The organism is Kitasatospora sp. NPDC002227, assembly GCF_040296285.1.
In the GTDB taxonomy this organism is placed as follows: Bacteria; Actinomycetota; Actinomycetes; order Streptomycetales; family Streptomycetaceae; genus Kitasatospora.
Genome location: NZ_JBEOWY010000082.1, coordinates 1 through 17,988, shown reverse-complemented (window position 1 = coordinate 17,988; position 17,988 = coordinate 1). Strand labels below are relative to the sequence as shown.

Sequence of the window (17,988 nt, the reverse complement as noted above, 5' to 3'; positions counted from 1 at the left end):
CCTCAGTGGCTTCCGGCATCGAGGACGCCTTCCTGACCGCGTACAAGGAGGGCAGCTTCCACTACCTGATGATCGCCGCCGACAAGATCTGACCCAGGACACGCGAGAGGCCCCCCGGGACGCCGGGGGGCCTCTCGCGTGTCCTGGGCCTTGGATCAGCCGCTGAACTCCTCGAGGCTCTTCAGAGCCTGCTCCAGCAGGGCCTGACGGCCGGCCAGCTCGGACTCGAGCTTGGCGACCTTGCTCGCGTTGCCGGCCGCGCGGGCCTTGTCCAGCTCGCCCTGGAGCTTGTCCACGGCGCCCTGGAGCAGCGTGGTCATGCCGTTGGCGCGGGCCTTGGCCTCCGGGTTGGAGCGCTTCCACTCGGCGTCCTCGGCCTCGCGGATGGCGCGCTCGACCGTGTTGAGACGGGCGTCCAGGCGGGGGCGGGCGTCGCGCGGGACGTGGCCGATGGCCTCCCAGCGCTCGTTGACCTCGCGCAGGGCGGCCTTGGCGGCCTTGAGGTCGGTGATCGGCAGGATCGCCTCGGCCTCGACCAGCAGGGCCTCCTTGAGCTTCTGGTTCTCGCCCTGCTCGGCGTCACGCTCGCTGAAGACGGCGGAGCGGGCCTGGAAGAAGACGTCCTGGGCGCCGCGGAAGCGGGCCCACAGCTCCTCCTCGGCGTCCCGCTGGGCGCGCCCGGCGGCCTTCCACTGCGTCATCAGGTCGCGGTAGGCGGCCGCGGTGTCGCCCCACTCGGTCGAGCCGGAGAGCGCCTCGGCCTCGGCCACCAGGCGCTCCTTGGCCGCGCGGGCCTGGTCGCGCTCGGCGTCCAGGGTCGCGAAGTGCGCCTTGCGGTGCTTGGAGAAGACCGAGCGGGCGTGCGAGAAGCGGTGCCAGAACTCGTCGTCGCTCTTGCGGTCGAGCCGGGGGAGCGCCTTCCAGGCGTCCACCAGGGCGCGCAGACGGTCGCCCGCCTCCCGCCACTGGGTCGACTCGGCGAGCTGCTCGGCCTCGGCGACCAGCTTCTCCTTGGCGGTGCGGGTCTCGTCCTGGGCCTTGGCCCGGGCGGCCTTGCGCTCGGCCTGGCGGGACTCGATCTCGCCGGTCAGCGTCTCCAGGCGCTTGGCGAGCGAGGCCAGGTCACCCACCGCGTGGCCCTCGGCGACCTGGGCGCGCAGGTGCTCCAGCGCGGTCTGGGCGTCCTTGGCCGCCAGGTCGGTCTTGCGGACGCGGTGCTCCAGAAGGCCGATCTCGGCCGCCAGGCCCTCGAACTTGCGCTCGAAGTACGCGAGGGCCTCCTCGGGCGAGCCTGCCTGCCAGGAGCCGACGACGCGTTCGCCCTCGGCCGTCCTGACGTAGACCGTCCCCTGCTCGTCCACGCGGCCCCACGGATCGCTGGTCACAGCGCCTCCTCCACATGACGTCACGCCCGCCGATCAGCGGTGCGAAGTACGTCGTCCACAGTTGATGTGCGGCGGACCGATCGAGTCCGCCGTCCGAGCCGTCGATGATTTCTGTGCCGAGGGTGACGGCCGACGGTCAGGGCACCCTATACAACAGCAACATAGGCGACCAGCGCCGGTGCTGTCCGCATCCGGGCCGGGCGATTTCGCGCGGCGGGCCCGGGGCTGCTGCCCCGGGCCCGCCGCAGCGGGTCAACTCTTGGTGACGGTCACCGAGTTCAGCACCACGTTGGCGTTCGGGGCGCCGTCCCCGCCGCCGCCCTGGACACCGCCGCCGGCGATGTTCTGGACCACGTCCAGGCCGCCGGTGATCTTGCCGAACGGAGTGTAGTTCGGGGGCAGCTGGGTGTCCTTGTAGACCAGGAAGAACTGGCTGCCGTTGGTGCCCGGGCCCGCGTTGGCCATCGCCACGGTGCCGGCCGGGTAGGTCGCGCCGGTCAGGTTCTCGTCGGCGAACTGGTAGCCCGGGCCGCCCGAGCCGGAGCCGGTCGGGTCACCGCACTGGAGCACGTAAATGCCCTCGGTGGTGAGGCGGTGGCACTTGACGTGGTCGAAGTACTGCTCGCCCGCGAGGAAGTTGAAGGAGTTCACCGTGTGCGGGGCCTTGGCCGCGTCCAGGGCGACGGTCACCTTGCCGCAGGAGGTGTCGATCGCCATGGTGTAGCTCGCCTTGGAGTCGACCGTCATGGCCGGCTCGGCCTTCCACTGCTTGCCGTTCGGCTTGCCCGCGGCGGGCGGGTTGCAGCCCTTGACCGGGGTCACGGCGGCCGACGAGGTGCTGGGCGCGGCCTGCGGGGCGGCGTCGTTCTTCTTGTCGTCGGAGCTGAACACGCCACCGACGGCCAGACCGACGACGACGGCCGCCGCGGTGACCAGCGAGACACCCACGATGACGTTGCGGCGCTTGGCCCGGCGCTGGGCCTCGGCCCGGTTCTTCATCTGCCGCTCGTACTTCTCGCGGGCGAGCTGTCGCCGTCGCTGTTCGCTGCTGACCACCGGGTGTGTCTCCATGCCTTGTGCTGGACCCTCTGGGGGTGTGGATGCTCAGGGGGTAGATACGGATTGCACCCCACTGGCGGCCAAGTGTAGGGACTTCGTGTGTGAGTACGAGATCAGCGGTGAAATCCCTAGGTCACGATTTCACCGGACCGGGCTACCCGGCCGGGTGCGTATCCGGTTAGCTACCGGTGCCGCACCGCCGGTAGGCTGCCCTGTTAGCAGAGCTAATCACCACTCAACCCGATCGAGGTCTCGCGTGTTCGTCGCCGGATTTCCCGCCGGAGCCTGGGGCACCAACTGCTACCTGGTCGCCCCGGCCGCCGGTGAGGAGTGCGTCATCGTGGACCCGGGCCACGAGGCCGCCAAGGGCGTCGAGGACCTCATCCGCGAGCACCGGCTCAAGCCCGTCGCCGTCCTGCTCACCCACGGGCACATCGACCACGTCGCCTCGGTGATGCCGGTCTGCGGCGCCACGGGTGTCCCAGCCTGGATCCACCCCGAGGACCGGTACATGCTGGCCGACCCGGAGAAGGGCCTCGGCCGCTCGCTCGGGCAGCAACTGATGGGCAGCATCACCGTCGGCGAGCCGGACGACGTCCGCGAGCTGACCGACGGCAGTGTGCTGAAGCTCGCCGGGATGGAGCTCACCGTCGACCATGCGCCGGGCCATACCAAGGGGTCGGTGACGTTCCGGACGCCCGCCTCGAAGGACATCCCACCGGTGTTCTTCTCGGGCGACCTGCTGTTCGCCGGCTCCATCGGGCGCACGGACCTCCCGGGCGGCTCCAGCGAGGACATGATGGCCTCGCTGGCCCGGGTCTGCCTGCCCCTCGACGACGCCACCGTGGTCCTCTCCGGACACGGCGGCCAGACCACCATCGGTCGTGAGCGCGCCACCAACCCCTACCTCCAGCAGGCGGCGGGAGCGCTCGGCGCCCCGGCCGTCCCGCGACGAGGAATGTGACGGAAGAGAAGTTGAGTACCTTCACCGCCCCCAAGGGCACCTACGACCTGCTGCCGCCGAGCTCCGCGACCTTCCTGGCGATCCGCGAGCGCATCGCGGCCCCCGCCCGCCGGGCCGGCTACGGCTACATCGAGACCCCGGTCTTCGAGGACGTCAAGCTGTTCTCCCGCGGTGTCGGCGAGTCCACCGACATCGTCTCCAAGGAGATGTACAACCTGACCACGCGCGGCGGCGACGAGCTCGCGCTGCGTCCCGAGGGCACCGCCTCCGTGCTGCGTGCGGCCCTCCAGGCCAACCTGCACAAGCAGGGCAACCTGCCGGTCAAGCTCTGGTACTCCGGCAGCTACTACCGCTACGAGCGGGCCCAGAAGGGGCGTTACCGCCAGTTCTCCCAGGTCGGCGCCGAGGCGATCGGGGCCGAGGACCCGGCGCTGGACGCCGAGCTGATCATCCTGGCCGACGACGCCTTCCGCTCGCTGGGCCTGAGCAGCTACTCACTGCTGCTCAACAGCCTCGGCGACAAGCAGTGCCGCCCGGTCTACCGCACCGCCCTGGTCGAGTTCCTCGCCGGTCTCGACCTGGACGAGGACACCATGCGCCGGGCCGAGATCAACCCGCTGCGCGTCCTGGACGACAAGCGCGAGTCGGTGCAGGCCCAGCTGACCGACGCCCCGATGCTGCGCGACTTCCTGTGCGAGGACTGCAAGGCGTACGACGAGAAGGTGCGCGAGCTGCTCACCCTCGCCGGCGTCGCCTTCACGGACGACCCCAAGCTGGTCCGCGGCCTGGACTACTACACCCGCACCACCTTCGAGTTCGTGCACAACGGTCTCGGCGCGCAGTCCGCGATCGGCGGCGGCGGCCGCTACGACGGCCTGTCCGAGATGATCGGCGGCCCGGCGCTGCCCTCCGTCGGGTGGGCGCTCGGGGTGGACCGCACCTTCCTGGCGATGGAGGCCGAGGGCATCACCCTCGAGCTGCCCGCCGCCACCTCCGTCTACGCCGTGGCGCTCGGCGAGGAGGCCAAGAACGTCCTGTTCGCCAAGGTCGTCGAGCTGCGCCGGGCCGGTGTCGCCACCGACCTCGCCTTCGGCGTCAAGAGCATCAAGAACGCCATGAAGTCCGCCGACCGGTCCGGGGCCCGCTTCGCCCTCGTCGCCGGGGACCGCGATCTCGCCGCCGGTGTCGTCCAGCTCAAGGACCTGACCACCGGCGAGCAGACCCCCGTCGAACTCGAAGCACTCGTCACCACCCTGAAGGAGAAGCAGCTGTGATCCGCACGCACGACGCGGGCACGCTCCGCGCGGAGCACGCCGGCACCACCGTCACCCTGGCCGGCTGGGTCGCCCGCCGCCGCGACCACGGCGGCGTGGCGTTCATCGACCTGCGCGACGCCTCCGGCACCGTGCAGATCGTGGCCCGCGACCTGGAGGCCATCGGCGACCTGCGCTCCGAGTACTGCGTCAAGGTCACCGGCGAGGTCCGGGTCCGCCCCGAGGGCAACGAGAACCCGGAGATCGCCACCGGCGCCGTCGAGGTCGTCGTGGCCGAGCTCGAGGTCCTCTCCGAGGCCGCCGCGCTGCCCTTCCAGGTCGCCGAGTACGAGCCCGGCACCGTCAACGAGGAGGTCCGGCTGCGCTACCGCTACCTGGACCTGCGCCGCGAGGGCCCGGCCCGCGCGCTGCGCCTGCGCTCGAAGGTCAACCACATCATCCGCACGGTGATGGAGGAGAACGACTACCTCGACATCGAGACGCCGTACCTCACCCGCTCCACCCCCGAGGGCGCCCGCGACTTCCTGGTGCCCGTCCGCCTGCAGCCGGGCCACTGGTACGCCCTGCCGCAGTCGCCGCAGCTGTTCAAGCAGCTGCTGATGGTGGCCGGCATGGAGCGCTACTACCAGATCGCCCGCTGCTTCCGTGACGAGGACTTCCGCGCCGACCGGCAGCCGGAGTTCACCCAGCTCGACATCGAGGCCTCCTTCGTCGACCAGGAGGACGTCCTGGCGCTCGGCGAGAAGATCGTCGGCCGGATCTGGAAGGAGGTGCACGGCTACGAGATCCCCAACCCGCTGCCGCGCATGTCCTACGCGGACGCGATGAACCGCTACGGCTCGGACAAGCCGGACGTGCGCTTCGGCCAGGAGCTGACCGATCTCACCGAGTACTTCAAGGGCACCGAGTTCCGCGTGTTCCAGGCCCCGTACGTCGGTGCCGTGGTCATGCCGGGCGGCGCCTCGCAGCCGCGCAAGGCGCTGGACGCCTGGCAGGACTGGGCCAAGGCGCGCGGCGCCCGCGGCCTGGCCTACGTCGTGATCGACGCCGAGACCGGCGAGCTGCGCGGCCCCGTCGCCAAGAACCTCTCCGAGGAGCACCTGGCGGGCCTCGCGGCCGCCGCCGGCGCCAAGAACGGTGACGCGATCTTCTTCGCGGCGGGCAAGAAGACCGCCTCGCAGGAGCTGCTGGGCGCCGCGCGTCTGGAGATCGGCAAGCGCTGCGAGCTGATCGACGAGTCCGCCTGGGCCTTCCTGTGGGTCGTGGACTTCCCGATGTTCGAGCCGATCGAGGACGACAAGGGCGAGTTCCAGGGCTGGCACGCGGTCCACCACCCCTTCACCGCGCCGACCGCCGAGTCGCTGGCCACCTTCGACACCGACCCGGGCAGCGCGCTCTCCAACGCGTACGACCTGGTGCTCAACGGCTCCGAGCTGGGCGGCGGTTCGATCCGTATCCACCAGCGCGAGGTGCAGAAGCGCGCCTTCGACGCGATCGGGCTCTCGGAGGAGGAGGCGCAGTCGCAGTTCGGCTTCCTGCTCGACGCCTTCAACTACGGCCCGCCGCCGCACGGTGGGATCGCGCTCGGCCTGGACCGCGTGGTGACCCTGCTCGGCGGGTACGACACCATCCGGGACGTCATCGCCTTCCCGAAGACCTCCACCGGTGGTGACCCGCTCACCGGCGCCCCGACCCCGATCACCCCGGCCCAGCGCCGCGAGGCCGGTGTGGACGCCAAGCCCAAGTCGGAGCAGCAGGCGGAGCAGCAGGCGGAGAAGCAGGCGGAGCAGCAGGCCTGACGTAACATCAGCGAGTTCCTGGGTCCTGGCCGGTGCTGACGCACCGGCCGGGGCCCGTTTCCACAACGGCGTGCGAGACAGAAGGACCCGACCATGACCGTCACCACGAGAGCCGAGCTGCCCGAGGACGCCCCCGCCACCAGACGGCTGCACATGGCGGCCTTCCCCGGGCCGGACGAGGCGGATCTGGTGGACGCGCTGCGGCGCGACCCGGCCTGGCTGCCGGGCCTGTCCGTGGTCGCGGTGGAGGAGAGCGGTCTGGTGGTCGGCCATGCGCTGCTGACCAGGCTGCAGATCGGCGAGGGCTGGGGCCTGGCGCTGGCGCCGGTGGCGGTCGCGCCGGAGTGGCAGCGCAAGGGGGTGGGCGCGCAGCTGGTGCGGGCCGCGCTGGCCGCCGCCGAGGCGGCGGGGGAGCGGCTGGTGGTCGTGGTCGGCGACCAGCACTACTACGCCCGGTTCGGCTTCACCCCGGCCTTCGAGCACGGCATCACCGCGGACTTCCCGCCCGAGTACATCGGCGCCCTCGCCCTGGCCCGGGACGACGTCCCGCGCGGCCACTGCCGCTACCCCGAACCCTTCGGCGCGGTCTGACCTGCGTTCCGCCGCTCTCCGCTCTAACGTGAGTGATCATCACCACGCGCGCGACGGAGGGCACATGGCGAAAGAGGCGGGGCGGCTGCCGAAGAAGGCCTACGAGCGGGAGCTGCTGCGGCTGCAGAGCGAGCTGGTGAAGCTCCAGGAGTGGGTGCGGGCCGACGGCGTGCGGCTGGTGGTGGTCTTCGAGGGGCGGGACGCGGCCGGCAAGGGCGGGGCGATCAAGCGGGTCACCGAGTACCTCAACCCGCGCGTGGCCCGGATCGCGGCGCTGCCGGCCCCGACCGAGCGCCAGCGCGGGCAGTGGTACTTCCAGCGGTACGTCGAGCAGCTGCCCGCCGCCGGGGAGATCGTGCTGTTCGACCGCTCCTGGTACAACCGGGCCGGGGTGGAGCGGGTGATGGGCTTCTGCACCGAGCAGGAGTACCAGCAGTTCCTGCACCAGTGCCCGACCTTCGAGCGGATGCTGATCGAGGCGGGCATCCAGCTCCGCAAGTACTGGTTCTCGGTGAGCGACACCGAGCAGGAGCGGCGCTTCCGCTCCCGCCTGGAGGATCCGATGCGCCGCTGGAAGCTCTCCCCGATGGACACCGAGTCGATCAGCCGCTGGGAGGACTACTCCCGGGCCAAGGACGAGATGTTCGTCCACACCGACCTGCCCGAGTCGCCGTGGAACGTGGTGGAGAGCGACGACAAGCGCCGGGCCCGGATCAACATGATCGCCCACCTGCTCTCCACCCTCCCGTACCGGGAGGTCTCCAAGCCGCCCGTCTCCCTGCCGCCGCGCCCGCCGGCCACCGGCTACCAGCGCCCGCCTCGCGACCTGCAGAAGTACGTGCCGGACCACGCGGCCGAGCTGTAGGGGTTGCCGCGGGCCGGGTGCGGGCGTCCGATGGAAGGTGAGGGACGGAGGCGTTCTCATGTATGTCCGCACCATCTATCTGACCGGTGACCCGGGGCTGGTGGACAAGACCGTCGACGGGCTGAAGGCCGACGCCGTCGGGCTGCTCTCGGCCCGGCCCGGGTACCGGGGTTTCAGTATCTTCACCAACCGGGAGCTCGGCACGATCATGCTCGGTTCGTGGTGGGAGACCGAAGAGGCCGAGCGGGACAGCTTCGCCGCGCTCACCGAGCGGCGGGACGAGCTGCTCGGTGTGTTCGAGGGCACCGTGACGGTCGACGTCTGGGAGGCCGCGTCGGCCCAGCGCGGCACGGCGGCGGCCGGCGGGTTCCGGCTGGTCCGGCTCGAGTTCGACCCGGCCGGGGCGGACCGGCTGGTGAGCTCCTACCAGGACCGGGCGGTGCCCGGTCTGGGCAGCATCGACGGGTTCGTCGGCGGCGCGCTGCTGATCAACCGGGCGGCCGGGCAGGGCAGCGTCGGCGCACTCTTCCGCGACCGCGCGGCGCTCGAGGCCTCGCGCGGCCCGCAGGCCGCGATCAGGGCGAAGGCCTCGGTGGCCGCCGGAGTGCGGGTGCGGTCGCTGGAGGAGTTCGACGTGGCCCTGCTGGACCGGCCCGCGTAGAGCGTCAGGTCGCCGAGCCGGCGGCCGCGCCGGTGGCGAGGTCCGGGCCCCAGCGGTCCAGGGCGGCCGCGAGGTCGAGTGCACCGGGCTTGGCGTCGGCGTCGGCGGCCGGCCAGTCCTCGCGGGGGACGCGCCACATCAGCTCGAACTCGTTGCCGTCCGGGTCCTTGGCGTAGAAGGACTTGGAGACCAGGTGGTCGGTGGCGCCGACCAGCGCGCCGCGCTCGGCCAACTGCTGCCCGATCTCGGCCAGCTCGCCGAGGGTGCCGACCTCCCAGGCCAGGTGGTAGAGGCCGACCCGGCCCTGCTCGGGGCCGGGGGCGTCGGCGCCGATCGCGAAGAGCCCGAGGTCGTGGTCGTTGAGCGTCCCCTGGGCGCTGAGGAAGGCGGCCCGGCCGGGGATCAGGTGGTCCAGCTTGAAGCCGAACAGCTCGGTGTAGAAGGCGACCGAGCGGTCGACCTCACGGATCCAGAGCACCGCGTGGTTGAGACGGCGGACAGGCATGTTCGGACAACTCCCTCGGTCGGTGGTTCCCCTTCAGCGTACTGTTCAAATTCGAACTACTGCAAGTTCGAATTTGAACCTCCCGGTGGTCCCGGCCTGTCGGCCGGCTCGCATACGCTTCATGGCGTGGAACCCGACCTCTTCACCGCCGCCGCCGAGGAGCGCCAGGCCGCCGAGCCCGGCCGGGCCCCGCTGGCCGTCCGGATGCGCCCCCGCACCCTCGACGAGGTCGCCGGCCAGCGCCAGCTGCTCAAGGAGGGCTCGCCGCTGCGCCGCCTGGTCGCGAGCTCGCGCGGCCCGGCCGCGACCAGCTCGGTGATCCTCTGGGGGCCGCCCGGCACCGGCAAGACCACGCTCGCGCACGTGATCAGCCAGGCCGTCGAAGGCCGGTTCGTCGAGCTCTCCGCGATCACCGCCGGGGTCAAGGAGGTGCGCGCCGTGATCGACGGCGCCCGCCGGGCCGTCGGCATGAGCGGCAAGGAGACCGTCCTCTTCCTGGACGAGATCCACCGCTTCTCCAAGGCCCAGCAGGACTCGCTGCTGCCCGCCGTGGAGAACCGCTGGGTCACCCTGATCGCCGCCACCACGGAGAACCCGTACTTCTCGGTGATCTCCCCGCTGCTCTCCCGCTCGCTGCTGCTGACCCTGCAGTCGCTCACCGACGAGGACATCCGGGTGCTGCTGCGCCGGGCGGTGGCCGACGAGCGCGGCCTGGGCGGCTCGGTCGAGCTGACCCCGGAGGCGGAGGACCACTTGGTCCGGCTGGCCGGCGGCGACGCCCGGCGCTCGCTGACCACCCTGGAGGCGGCGGCCGGTGCGGCACTCGAGCAGGGTTCGGCGGAGATCACGCTGGCGATCACCGAGACGGCCGTCAACCAGGCCGCCGTGCGCTACGACAAGGACGGCGACCAGCACTACGACGTGGCCAGCGCCCTGATCAAGTCGATCCGGGGCAGCGATGTGGACGCCACCCTGCACTACCTGGCGCGGATGATCGAGGCAGGGGAGGACCCGCGCTTCATCGCCCGCCGTCTGATGATCTCCGCCAGCGAGGACATCGGCCTGGCCGACCCGACGGCCCTGCAGACGGCCGTCGCGGCCGCCCAGGCGGTGGCGCTGATCGGCTTCCCCGAGGCCCGGATCATCCTCTCCCAGGCCGCCATCGCGCTGGCGCTGGCGCCCAAGTCCAACGCCGCCTACCTGGCGATCGACGCCGCCCTGGCCGATGTCCGCCAGGGCCTGGCCGGGGCCGTGCCACCGCACCTGCGGGACGCGCACTACGGCGGCGCCGGCAAGCTCGGCCACGGCAAGGGGTACCAGTACCCGCACGACCTGCCCGGCGGGATCGCCGCCCAGCAGTACGCGCCGGACGCGGTGCACGGCAAGGCGTACTACCAGCCGACCAGGCACGGCGGCGAGGCCCGGTACGCGGACATCGTCGAGTGGACCAGGGGCAAGCTCAAGGGCCAGTGAAAGCGGCTGGTGGCGAGCGGGTATAGTTGCTCGGAGTGCCATGTCCCGGGCACGGCGGCGGGGAGACCCGCCGACCGTCCGCACCAGCGGGGCAACGGCCCGAGGCTCCCGTTCGCGGGGGTCTCCAGGAGCGTCGCGCACCGTTTTCGGTGTCGCGGGCCGTCCGTCGGGCGGCGCGTGTAACAAGCACTTATGTGCCCGGCCCCGGAGAGCGGCTGATCACCCCCAGGGGTGGTTTTCTCCGGGTCGCGAGAGGTGACCTCCGTCAACACCTGGTGACAGCCGTATTCACACGCAAGAGAGGTTTGGTTCATGGCGAACCAGAAGCGCCCCAAGGTCAAGATTGCCCGTGCCCTGGGCATTCCGCTGACCCCGAAGTCCGTCAAGTACTTCGAGGCGCGTCCGTACCCGCCCGGCCAGCACGGCCGTGGCCGCAAGCAGAACTCTGACTACAAGGTCCGTCTGACCGAGAAGCAGCGTCTGCGCGCCCAGTACGACCTGAGCGAGAAGCAGATGGCCCGCGCCTTCGAGTCGGCCAAGAAGGTCGAGGGCAAGACCGGTGAGGCGCTCGTCGCCCTGCTGGAGACCCGCCTCGACGCCCTGGTCCTGCGTTCGGGCATCGCCCGCACCATCTACCAGGCTCGCCAGATGGTCGTCCACGGCCACATCGAGGTCAACGGCAGCAAGGTCAACAAGCCGTCGTTCCAGATGAAGCCGGGCTACGTCGTCACCGTGCGTGACCGTAGCAAGGAGAAGGTCCCGTTCCAGGTCGCCCGTGAGGGTGGCTACGCGGGTGAGGGCCAGACCCCGAAGTACCTCGAGGTCAACCTCAAGGCCCTGGCCTTCCGCCTGGACCGCACCCCGCAGCGTCGTGAGGTCCCCGTGATCTGCGACGAGCAGCTGGTCGTCGAGTACTACTCGCGCTGACCCGCGAGCAGTACTCACGAGCCCCCGGCCCCCTTCCTCGGAAGGGGGCCGGGGGCTCGGCCATTCCGGAGCCCGCTACGGCTGGAGCGCGCGGGCCACGGCCTCGTCCAGGTCGAGCGCGGCGCCGCGGGTGAAGGCCTCGGCGAACTCGAGTTCGGTGAGGCCGATGCGGGCGCGGGACTCGCACTCGCGGTAGGGGCCGTTGAAGGAGCGGGAGCCGAAGAACGGGGTGCCGACGGCCTGCCAGAGGCGGTGCGCCGCGCCCTGCAGCACCCGGGCCTCGAACAGGTCGGCCTCCGGCTCCTCGGTCTGCAGCAGGGCCAGCACGTCCAGCGCGAGGACCACGCCGAGCAGGTCGCGGAAGAGGTGGTTGAGCCGCACGCACTCGCGGGCGAAGGCCCGGGCCGGGCGCAGGTCGCCCTCCTGCCAGCGGGCGTAGGCCAGCGCGTAGAGCGCGTACGCGTAGGCCCACTGCTCGCCGTGCTGCTCGCAGATCTCCCGGACCCGGTCCAGCCAGTGCCGGGCGCCGTTCTCGTCGCCCTGGAAGAGGCAGGCCACACCCAGCTCGAACATCGCCATCAGGACGTTGCTGTTGAGCTCGCCGATCCGCTCGTAGAGGCCGATGGCCTCCTCGAAGAGCGCGGCGGCCCGGGCCGGCTCGTCGCCGATCAGGGCCGCGCAGCCCTGGCGGTGCACCGCGTAGGCGAGCGCCCGGTCGTCGCCCGTGGTCAGCGCCTGGCGGCGGCACTCGGCCAGCGCGGGGCGGGCGCGGGCCAGGTCGCCCTGGAGGGTGGCCATGTAGCCGGTGACCCAGAGCGCCTTGGCGCGGGCCTTGGTCGGCTCGGGGGCCAGGGCGAGCGCCCGGTCCAGCCAGTGGCGGCCCTCGCCGAGGTGGCCGGAGCCGACCCAGTAGTACCAGAGGGTGCCGGCCAGCAGCAGGGCCTGCTGCTCCTCGCCCGGCTCGGCCAGGCTGAACTCCAGCGCGGCGCGCAGGTTCGGGTGGGCCAGCCGGGTGCGCTCGGCCGTCTCGGCCTGGCGCGGGCCGAACCACTCGGCCTCGCCCCAGGAGGCGAGACCCAGGTACCAGTCCCGGTGGCGCCCGCGCAGCCGCCGCTCCTCGCCGGTGGCCCGCAGCCACTGCCCGCCGTACTCGCGCAGCGTGTCGAGCAGCCGGAAGCGGACTTCGTGGCCGGTGGCCTCACGCAGGACGACGGACTTGCCGACCAGCTCGCCGAGGAGCTCGAGCACCTGGTCGGCGGGCAGGCCGTCGCCCGCGCAGACGTACTCGGCGGCCTCCAGGTCGAAGGCGCCGGCGAAGACCGCGAGGCGGGCCCAGAGCAGGCGCTCGGGCGGGCTGCAGAGTTCGTGGCTCCAACCGATGGTGGTGCGCAGGGTCTGGTGGCGCAGCGGGGCGGTGCGGGCACCTCCGGTGAGGAGGGCGAAGCGGTCGGCCAGGCGGTGGGTGATCTGCTCGACCGAGAGGGTGCGCAGGCGGCCGGCGGCCAGCTCGACGGCGAGCGGGATGCCGTCCAGGCGGCGGCAGAGCAGCTCGACCGCCTCGCCGCCGCTGAACTCGGGCAGTACCGCGGTGGCGCGGTCGGTGAACAGCCGGGCCGCCTCCGGCAGCGGGAGCGGCGGGACGGGCAGCAGGTGCTCACCGGCCGCCTGCAGCGCCTCCCGGCTGGTGGCCAGCACCCGTACCCCCGGCGCCGCCCGCAGCAGCTCCTCGACCAGCTCGGCACAGGCCGCCACCAGGTGCTCGCACCCGTCGAGCACGATCAGCAGCCGCCGCCCGGCCAGGCGCTCGGCCAGCACCTCCAACGGCGGCCGGGCGGTGCTGTCGGTCAGCCGCAGCGCCTCCTGCACGGCGTGCCCCAGCAGCAGCTCGTGCTGCACGGCCGAGACCTCGACCAGCCGCACCCCGTCGGGGAAGTCGCTCCCGGCGGCCGCGCGCAGGGCGAGGCGGGATTTGCCCACGCCGCCGGGGCCGGTGACGGTGACGAGTCGGGAGCGGGTCAACAGGGCCTGGAGGGTGGCGAGTTCAGGCTCGCGGCCGATGAAGGTGGTGAGTTCGGCGGGGAGGTGACCGGGGGCGGTGGCGGGGGCCTCGGTGGCTGCTGCGGTCGGTTCGCTGGACACGGTGCTTCCCCCTGGGCCGATCCCCCGACCTCCCGCCGTCGGAGGGTCCGCGCGGACAACGACCTGACCGGCCGGTAGGTTACGCACGGGCGACCCGCCCCACCCGGGGATATCGGGTCGGGAAAGCACACCTCGTCACGGTAGGGTTCCCTCCTGTAAGGCGAGATGTCGAGGGAGCGTGCAAGGTGTCCGTGGGAGAGCTGGCCGGCCTGCTGGTCGCCGTGTTCTGGGCGGTCCTGGTCACGCTGCTCGCCGTGGTCCTGGTCCGGCTCTCCAAGGTGCTCCGCGAGGCCACCGTGCTGGTCTCCGCCGTCACCGAGAAGGCCGTCCCGCTGCTGGTCGAGGCCGGCGCCGCCGTCCGCAGCGCCAACGAGCAGCTGGAGCGGGTCGACGAGATCACCGCCAACGTGCAGGACGCCGCCGCGAACGCCAACGCGCTCTCCTCCACCGTCGCCGCCACCATCGGCGGCCCGCTGGTCAAGGTCGCCGCGTTCAGCTACGGCGTGCGCAAGGCCGTCGGCCGCCAGCAGGCCGGCCTGACGCTGCCCCAGCGGGGCAGCGAGCGTGAGGAGCTGGCCCGGCTGGTCCGGGCCGAGGTGCGCGCGGCGACCGCGCCGCGCGGCGGGCTGCTGGCCCGCGTCCGCCGAGCCGTGAGGGGCTGACATGGTGCGTCGGATCTTCTGGATGGCCGTCGGCGCCGGGGCCACCGTGTGGGCGATGAACAAGGCGAACGAGGCGGTGCACCGGCTCACCCCGGACAGCCTCTCGGGCACTGCCGCGCGCGGCGCCCTGCACCTCGGCGACGCCGCCAAGCGCTTCGCCGCCGACGTGCGCGCCGGGATGAGCGAGCGCGAGGAGCAGCTGCGGTCGGACCTCGGTCTGGACGGCACCGCCGTGGTCGAGCCGCGCCGGGCGCCCCGCCGCGACGCGCGGTACCGAGCTATCTCGGCGGCGCCGGGTTCACCCGCCGCCGCCCTGCCCCCCGCCCGCGCCCAGCGCACCGCCCGAGTCATCGAACCCACGCCCCGCCAGCCCCGAGAGCTGCCCGGCGGCACCACCAACCAGGAGGACCTGTAATGGAGTCGGCAGAGATCCGCCGCCGCTGGCTGCGCTTCTACGAGGAGCGCGGCCACACCGTCGTACCGTCGGCCTCGCTGGTCGCCGACGACCCCACCCTGCTGCTCGTCAACGCCGGCATGGTGCCCTTCAAGCCGTACTTCCTCGGTGAGATCAAGCCGCAGTTCTCCCGCGCCACCTCCGTCCAGAAGTGCGTGCGCACGCTGGACATCGAGGAGGTCGGCAAGACCACCCGGCACGGCTCGTTCTTCCAGATGTGCGGCAACTTCTCCTTCGGCGACTACTTCAAGGAAGGGGCCATCAAGTACGCGTGGGAGCTGCTCACCACCTCCGTCGCGGACGGTGGCTACGGCCTTGAGCCCGAGAAGCTCTGGATCACCGTCTACAAGGACGACGACGAGGCCGAGCAGATCTGGCGCGACGTCATCGGCGTGCCGGCCGAGCGCATCCAGCGCCTCGGCATGAAGGACAACTTCTGGTCGATGGGCGTGCCCGGCCCGTGCGGCCCGTGCTCGGAGATCAACTACGACCGCGGCCCCGCCTACGGCGAGGAGGGCGGCCCGGCCGTCAACGGCGAGCGGTACATGGAGATCTGGAACCTGGTCTTCATGCAGTACGAGCGCGGCCACGGTGACGGCAAGGACGGTTTCGAGATCCTCGGCGACCTGCCGAGCAAGAACATCGACACCGGCCTCGGCCTGGAGCGCCTGGCCTGCATCCTGCAGGGCGTCGACAACCTCTTCGAGATCGACACCAACCGGATGATCCTCGACCACGCCGCCGAGCTCACCGGCCACACCTACGGTGCCGAGTACAAGTCGGACGTCTCGCTGCGCGTGGTCACCGACCACATCCGCACCGCGCTGATGCTGATCGGCGACGGCGTCACCCCCGGCAACGAGGGCCGTGGCTACGTGCTGCGCCGCATCCTGCGCCGCGCCATCCGCAACATGCGCCTGCTGGGCGCCACCGAGCCGGTCGGCCAGGTGCTGATCGACACCGCCATCAAGGCGATGGCCCCGCAGTACCCGGAGCTGGAGCACGACCGCAAGCGGATCGAGACGGTCGTCGTCGGCGAGGAGGCCGCCTTCCTGCAGACGCTGAAGGCCGGCACCAACCTGCTCGACACCGCCGTCACCGAGACCAAGCAGGCCGGCAGCGCCGTGCTCTCGGGCGAGCAGGCGTTCAAGCTGCACGACACCTACGGCTTCCCGATCGACCTGACCCTGGAGATGGCCGAGGAGCAGGGCCTCCAGGTGGACGAGGCCGGCTTCCGCCGCCTGATGCAGGAGCAGCGGGACCGCGCCAAGGCCGACGCCAAGGCGAAGAAGATGGGCCACGCCGACGTGGCCGCCTACCGCGAGGTGGCGGACAAGGCCGGTGCCTCCGTCTTCACCGGCTACACCGCCACCGAGGGCGAGGCCACCGTCGTCGGCCTGCTCGTCAACGGCTCGCCGGCCCCGGCCGCGAGCGAGGGCGACGAGGTCGAGATCGTGCTCGACCGCACCCCGTTCTACGCCGAGGGCGGTGGCCAGCTCGCCGACCACGGCCGGATCCGCCTGGACTCCGGCGCGGTGGTCGAGATCCGCGACGTCCAGCAGCCGGTGCCGGGTGTCGTGGTGCACTCCGGTGGCGTGCTCTTCGGTGAGGTCGTGCTCGGCGCCGCCGCCTACGCCACCATCGACGTCGAGCGCCGCCGGGCGATCGCCCGTGCCCACTCGGCCACCCACCTGACCCACCAGGCGCTGCGCGACGCGCTCGGCCCCACCGCCGCCCAGGCCGGTTCGGAGAACGCCCCGGGCCGCTTCCGCTTCGACTTCGGCTCGCCCGCCGCCGTGCCCGGCAGCGTGCTGACCGACGTCGAGCAGAAGATCAACGACGTGCTGACCCGCGAGCTGGAGGTCACCGCCGAGGTCATGACGATGGACCAGGCCCGCAAGGCCGGCGCCATCGCGATGTTCGGCGAGAAGTACGGCGACTCGGTGCGCGTGGTCACCATCGGGGACTTCTCCAAGGAGCTGTGCGGTGGCACGCACGTCGGCAACACCGCCCAGCTGGGCCTGGTGAAGCTGCTCGGCGAGTCCTCGATCGGTTCGGGCGTGCGCCGCGTGGAGGCCCTGGTCGGCGTCGACGCGTACAAGTTCCTGGCCCGTGAGCACACCGTGGTCGCCCAGCTGACCGAGCTGGTCAAGGGCCGCCCGGAGGAGCTGCCGGAGAAGATCTCGGGCATGCTCACCAAGCTCAAGGACGCCGAGAAGGAGATCGAGCGCTTCCGGGCGGAGAAGGTCCTCGCGGCCGCCGCCGGGCTCGCCTCCGGGGCCGAGGACGTCCAGGGCGTGGCCGTGGTCGCCGCCCGGGTCGCCGACGGCACCGGCGCGGACGAGCTGCGCAAGCTGGTGCTCGACGTCCGCGCCCGCCTGGGCTCGCGCCCGGCCGTGGTCGCCGCCTTCACGGTGGCGAACGACCGCCCGCTGACCGTGATCGCCACCAACGAGGACGCGCGCTCGCGCGGCATCAAGGCCGGTGAGCTGGTCCGCGTCGCCGCCAAGACCCTCGGTGGCGGCGGTGGCGGCAAGGACGACGTCGCCCAGGGCGGCGGCACCAACCCCGGTGCCGTGGACGAGGCCATCGCCGCCGTCCGCGGCCTGGTCGCGGAGCGCGCCAGCTGATGTCCGACGAGTACGAGAAGGTCTTCCGCCGGGGGCGCCGGATCGCCGTCGACGTGGGTGACGCCCGGATCGGGGTCGCGTCCTGCGACCCCGACGGGCTGATCGCCACGCCGGTGGAGACCGTCCCGGCGGGCGGCCGCTCGCAGGCGCGGATCAAGGCGATCGCCGAGGAGTACGACGCGATCGAGATCGTGGTCGGCCTGCCCCGCTCGATGAGCGGCAAGGAGGGCCCGGCGGCCGCCAAGATCCGTGAGTACGCGGGCCGGCTGGCGATGCTGGTCTACCCGGTGAAGGTGCGGCTGGTGGACGAGCGGATGACCACGGTGACGGCGGCCCAGGGCATGCGTGCCTCGGGGCGTTCGTCGAAGAAGGGCCGCTCGGTGATCGACCAGGCCGCGGCCGTGGTCATCCTGCAGAGCGCGCTTGAGACCGAACGGGTGAGTGGCCGGGCGCCCGGAGAGTGCGTCGAGCCCACGCCCTGACCGGCTTCGGCTAGCTTCCCTGGTGTTCATGTTCCACCTCTTCCGTCTCTCGCTGTTCCGGTGAATTCATCATAGGCGAATCACCACCGGGCCCGTCAATGTTCTTTCATGAATTCTG

At 71.8% G+C, this 17,988-nt stretch carries 16 protein-coding genes; 12 read left to right on the top strand and 4 right to left on the bottom strand.

The genetic code is table 11. The features are described from left to right. Positions 1-155: 155 nt before the first annotated feature. Entirely contained in the window at positions 156-1,385 is a 1,230-nt protein-coding gene (locus ABT095_RS37375; protein ID WP_350534081.1) for a DUF349 domain-containing protein, read from the bottom strand. A gap of 252 nt (positions 1,386-1,637) precedes the next feature. Then, positions 1,638-2,441, bottom strand: coding sequence for a peptidylprolyl isomerase (locus tag ABT095_RS37370; RefSeq protein ID WP_350534082.1), 804 nt, complete (start codon positions 2,439-2,441; stop codon positions 1,638-1,640). Between the two features lie 259 nt (positions 2,442-2,700). On the opposite strand from ABT095_RS37370, the gene ABT095_RS37365 reads away from it, so the two are divergent. The 6 genes from ABT095_RS37365 to ABT095_RS37340 all read left to right on the top strand — a co-directional run bounded on the left by ABT095_RS37365 (position 2,701) and on the right by ABT095_RS37340 (position 8,598). Beyond that, positions 2,701-3,408: an MBL fold metallo-hydrolase gene (locus tag ABT095_RS37365; RefSeq protein WP_350534080.1), complete on the top strand. Its 708-nt coding sequence runs from the start codon at positions 2,701-2,703 to the stop codon at positions 3,406-3,408. Between the two features lie 11 nt (positions 3,409-3,419). Then, the gene (hisS, locus tag ABT095_RS37360; protein WP_350534079.1) at positions 3,420-4,682 is read left to right on the top strand and encodes a histidine--tRNA ligase; all 1,263 of its coding nucleotides are present in this window, start codon (positions 3,420-3,422) and stop codon (positions 4,680-4,682) included. Beyond that, on the top strand, positions 4,679-6,481 hold the full coding sequence (gene aspS, locus ABT095_RS37355) for an aspartate--tRNA ligase (RefSeq protein ID WP_350534078.1): 1,803 nt from the start codon (positions 4,679-4,681) through the stop codon (positions 6,479-6,481). The genes hisS and aspS overlap by 4 nt, the downstream gene beginning before the upstream one ends. 93 nt (positions 6,482-6,574) lie before the next feature. Continuing rightward, the gene (locus tag ABT095_RS37350) at positions 6,575-7,072 is read left to right on the top strand and encodes a GNAT family N-acetyltransferase (protein WP_350534077.1); all 498 of its coding nucleotides are present in this window, start codon (positions 6,575-6,577) and stop codon (positions 7,070-7,072) included. Between the two features lie 64 nt (positions 7,073-7,136). After that, on the top strand, positions 7,137-7,937 hold the full coding sequence (gene ppk2 / locus ABT095_RS37345) for a polyphosphate kinase 2 (protein WP_350534076.1): 801 nt from the start codon (positions 7,137-7,139) through the stop codon (positions 7,935-7,937). Between the two features lie 58 nt (positions 7,938-7,995). Continuing rightward, the gene (locus ABT095_RS37340) at positions 7,996-8,598 is read left to right on the top strand and encodes an antibiotic biosynthesis monooxygenase (protein WP_350534075.1); all 603 of its coding nucleotides are present in this window, start codon (positions 7,996-7,998) and stop codon (positions 8,596-8,598) included. A gap of 4 nt (positions 8,599-8,602) precedes the next feature. On the opposite strand, the gene ABT095_RS37335 is transcribed toward ABT095_RS37340, so the two are convergent. Next, positions 8,603-9,103: a VOC family protein gene (locus ABT095_RS37335; protein ID WP_350534074.1), complete on the bottom strand. Its 501-nt coding sequence runs from the start codon at positions 9,101-9,103 to the stop codon at positions 8,603-8,605. A 126-nt stretch (positions 9,104-9,229) separates the two neighbouring features. Between ABT095_RS37335 and ABT095_RS37330 the strand changes: the two genes are divergently transcribed. Then, a complete protein-coding gene (locus ABT095_RS37330; RefSeq protein WP_350534073.1) occupies positions 9,230-10,576 on the top strand; it encodes a replication-associated recombination protein A in 1,347 nt (448 codons plus the stop codon). Between the two features lie 312 nt (positions 10,577-10,888). After that, positions 10,889-11,503, top strand: coding sequence for a 30S ribosomal protein S4 (gene rpsD, locus ABT095_RS37325; protein WP_350534072.1), 615 nt, complete (start codon positions 10,889-10,891; stop codon positions 11,501-11,503). Between the two features lie 75 nt (positions 11,504-11,578). On the opposite strand, the gene ABT095_RS37320 is transcribed toward rpsD, so the two are convergent. Next, positions 11,579-13,642 (bottom strand): ATP-binding protein, encoded by a 2,064-nt coding sequence (locus ABT095_RS37320; protein ID WP_350534071.1) that lies wholly within the window; start codon positions 13,640-13,642, stop codon positions 11,579-11,581. 185 nt (positions 13,643-13,827) lie between these two features. Here ABT095_RS37320 and ABT095_RS37315 point away from each other — a divergent pair, with 185 nt between their 5' ends. Genes ABT095_RS37315 through ruvX form a run of 4 tightly spaced genes read left to right on the top strand, consistent with a single transcriptional unit; the run spans position 13,828 to position 17,870 of the window. Continuing rightward, on the top strand, positions 13,828-14,304 hold the full coding sequence (locus ABT095_RS37315; RefSeq protein ID WP_350534070.1) for a DUF948 domain-containing protein: 477 nt from the start codon (positions 13,828-13,830) through the stop codon (positions 14,302-14,304). A gap of 1 nt (position 14,305) precedes the next feature. Then, the gene (locus ABT095_RS37310; RefSeq protein ID WP_350534069.1) at positions 14,306-14,719 is read left to right on the top strand and encodes a DUF6167 family protein; all 414 of its coding nucleotides are present in this window, start codon (positions 14,306-14,308) and stop codon (positions 14,717-14,719) included. Continuing rightward, positions 14,719-17,388 (top strand): alanine--tRNA ligase, encoded by a 2,670-nt coding sequence (alaS, locus tag ABT095_RS37305; RefSeq protein WP_350534068.1) that lies wholly within the window; start codon positions 14,719-14,721, stop codon positions 17,386-17,388. Before ABT095_RS37310 ends, alaS begins: the two co-directional genes overlap by 1 nt. Then, complete coding sequence (gene ruvX, locus ABT095_RS37300) at positions 17,388-17,870, top strand: Holliday junction resolvase RuvX (protein ID WP_350534067.1); 483 nt, start codon at positions 17,388-17,390, stop codon at positions 17,868-17,870. The genes alaS and ruvX overlap by 1 nt, the downstream gene beginning before the upstream one ends. Positions 17,871-17,988: the final 118 nt, after the last annotated feature.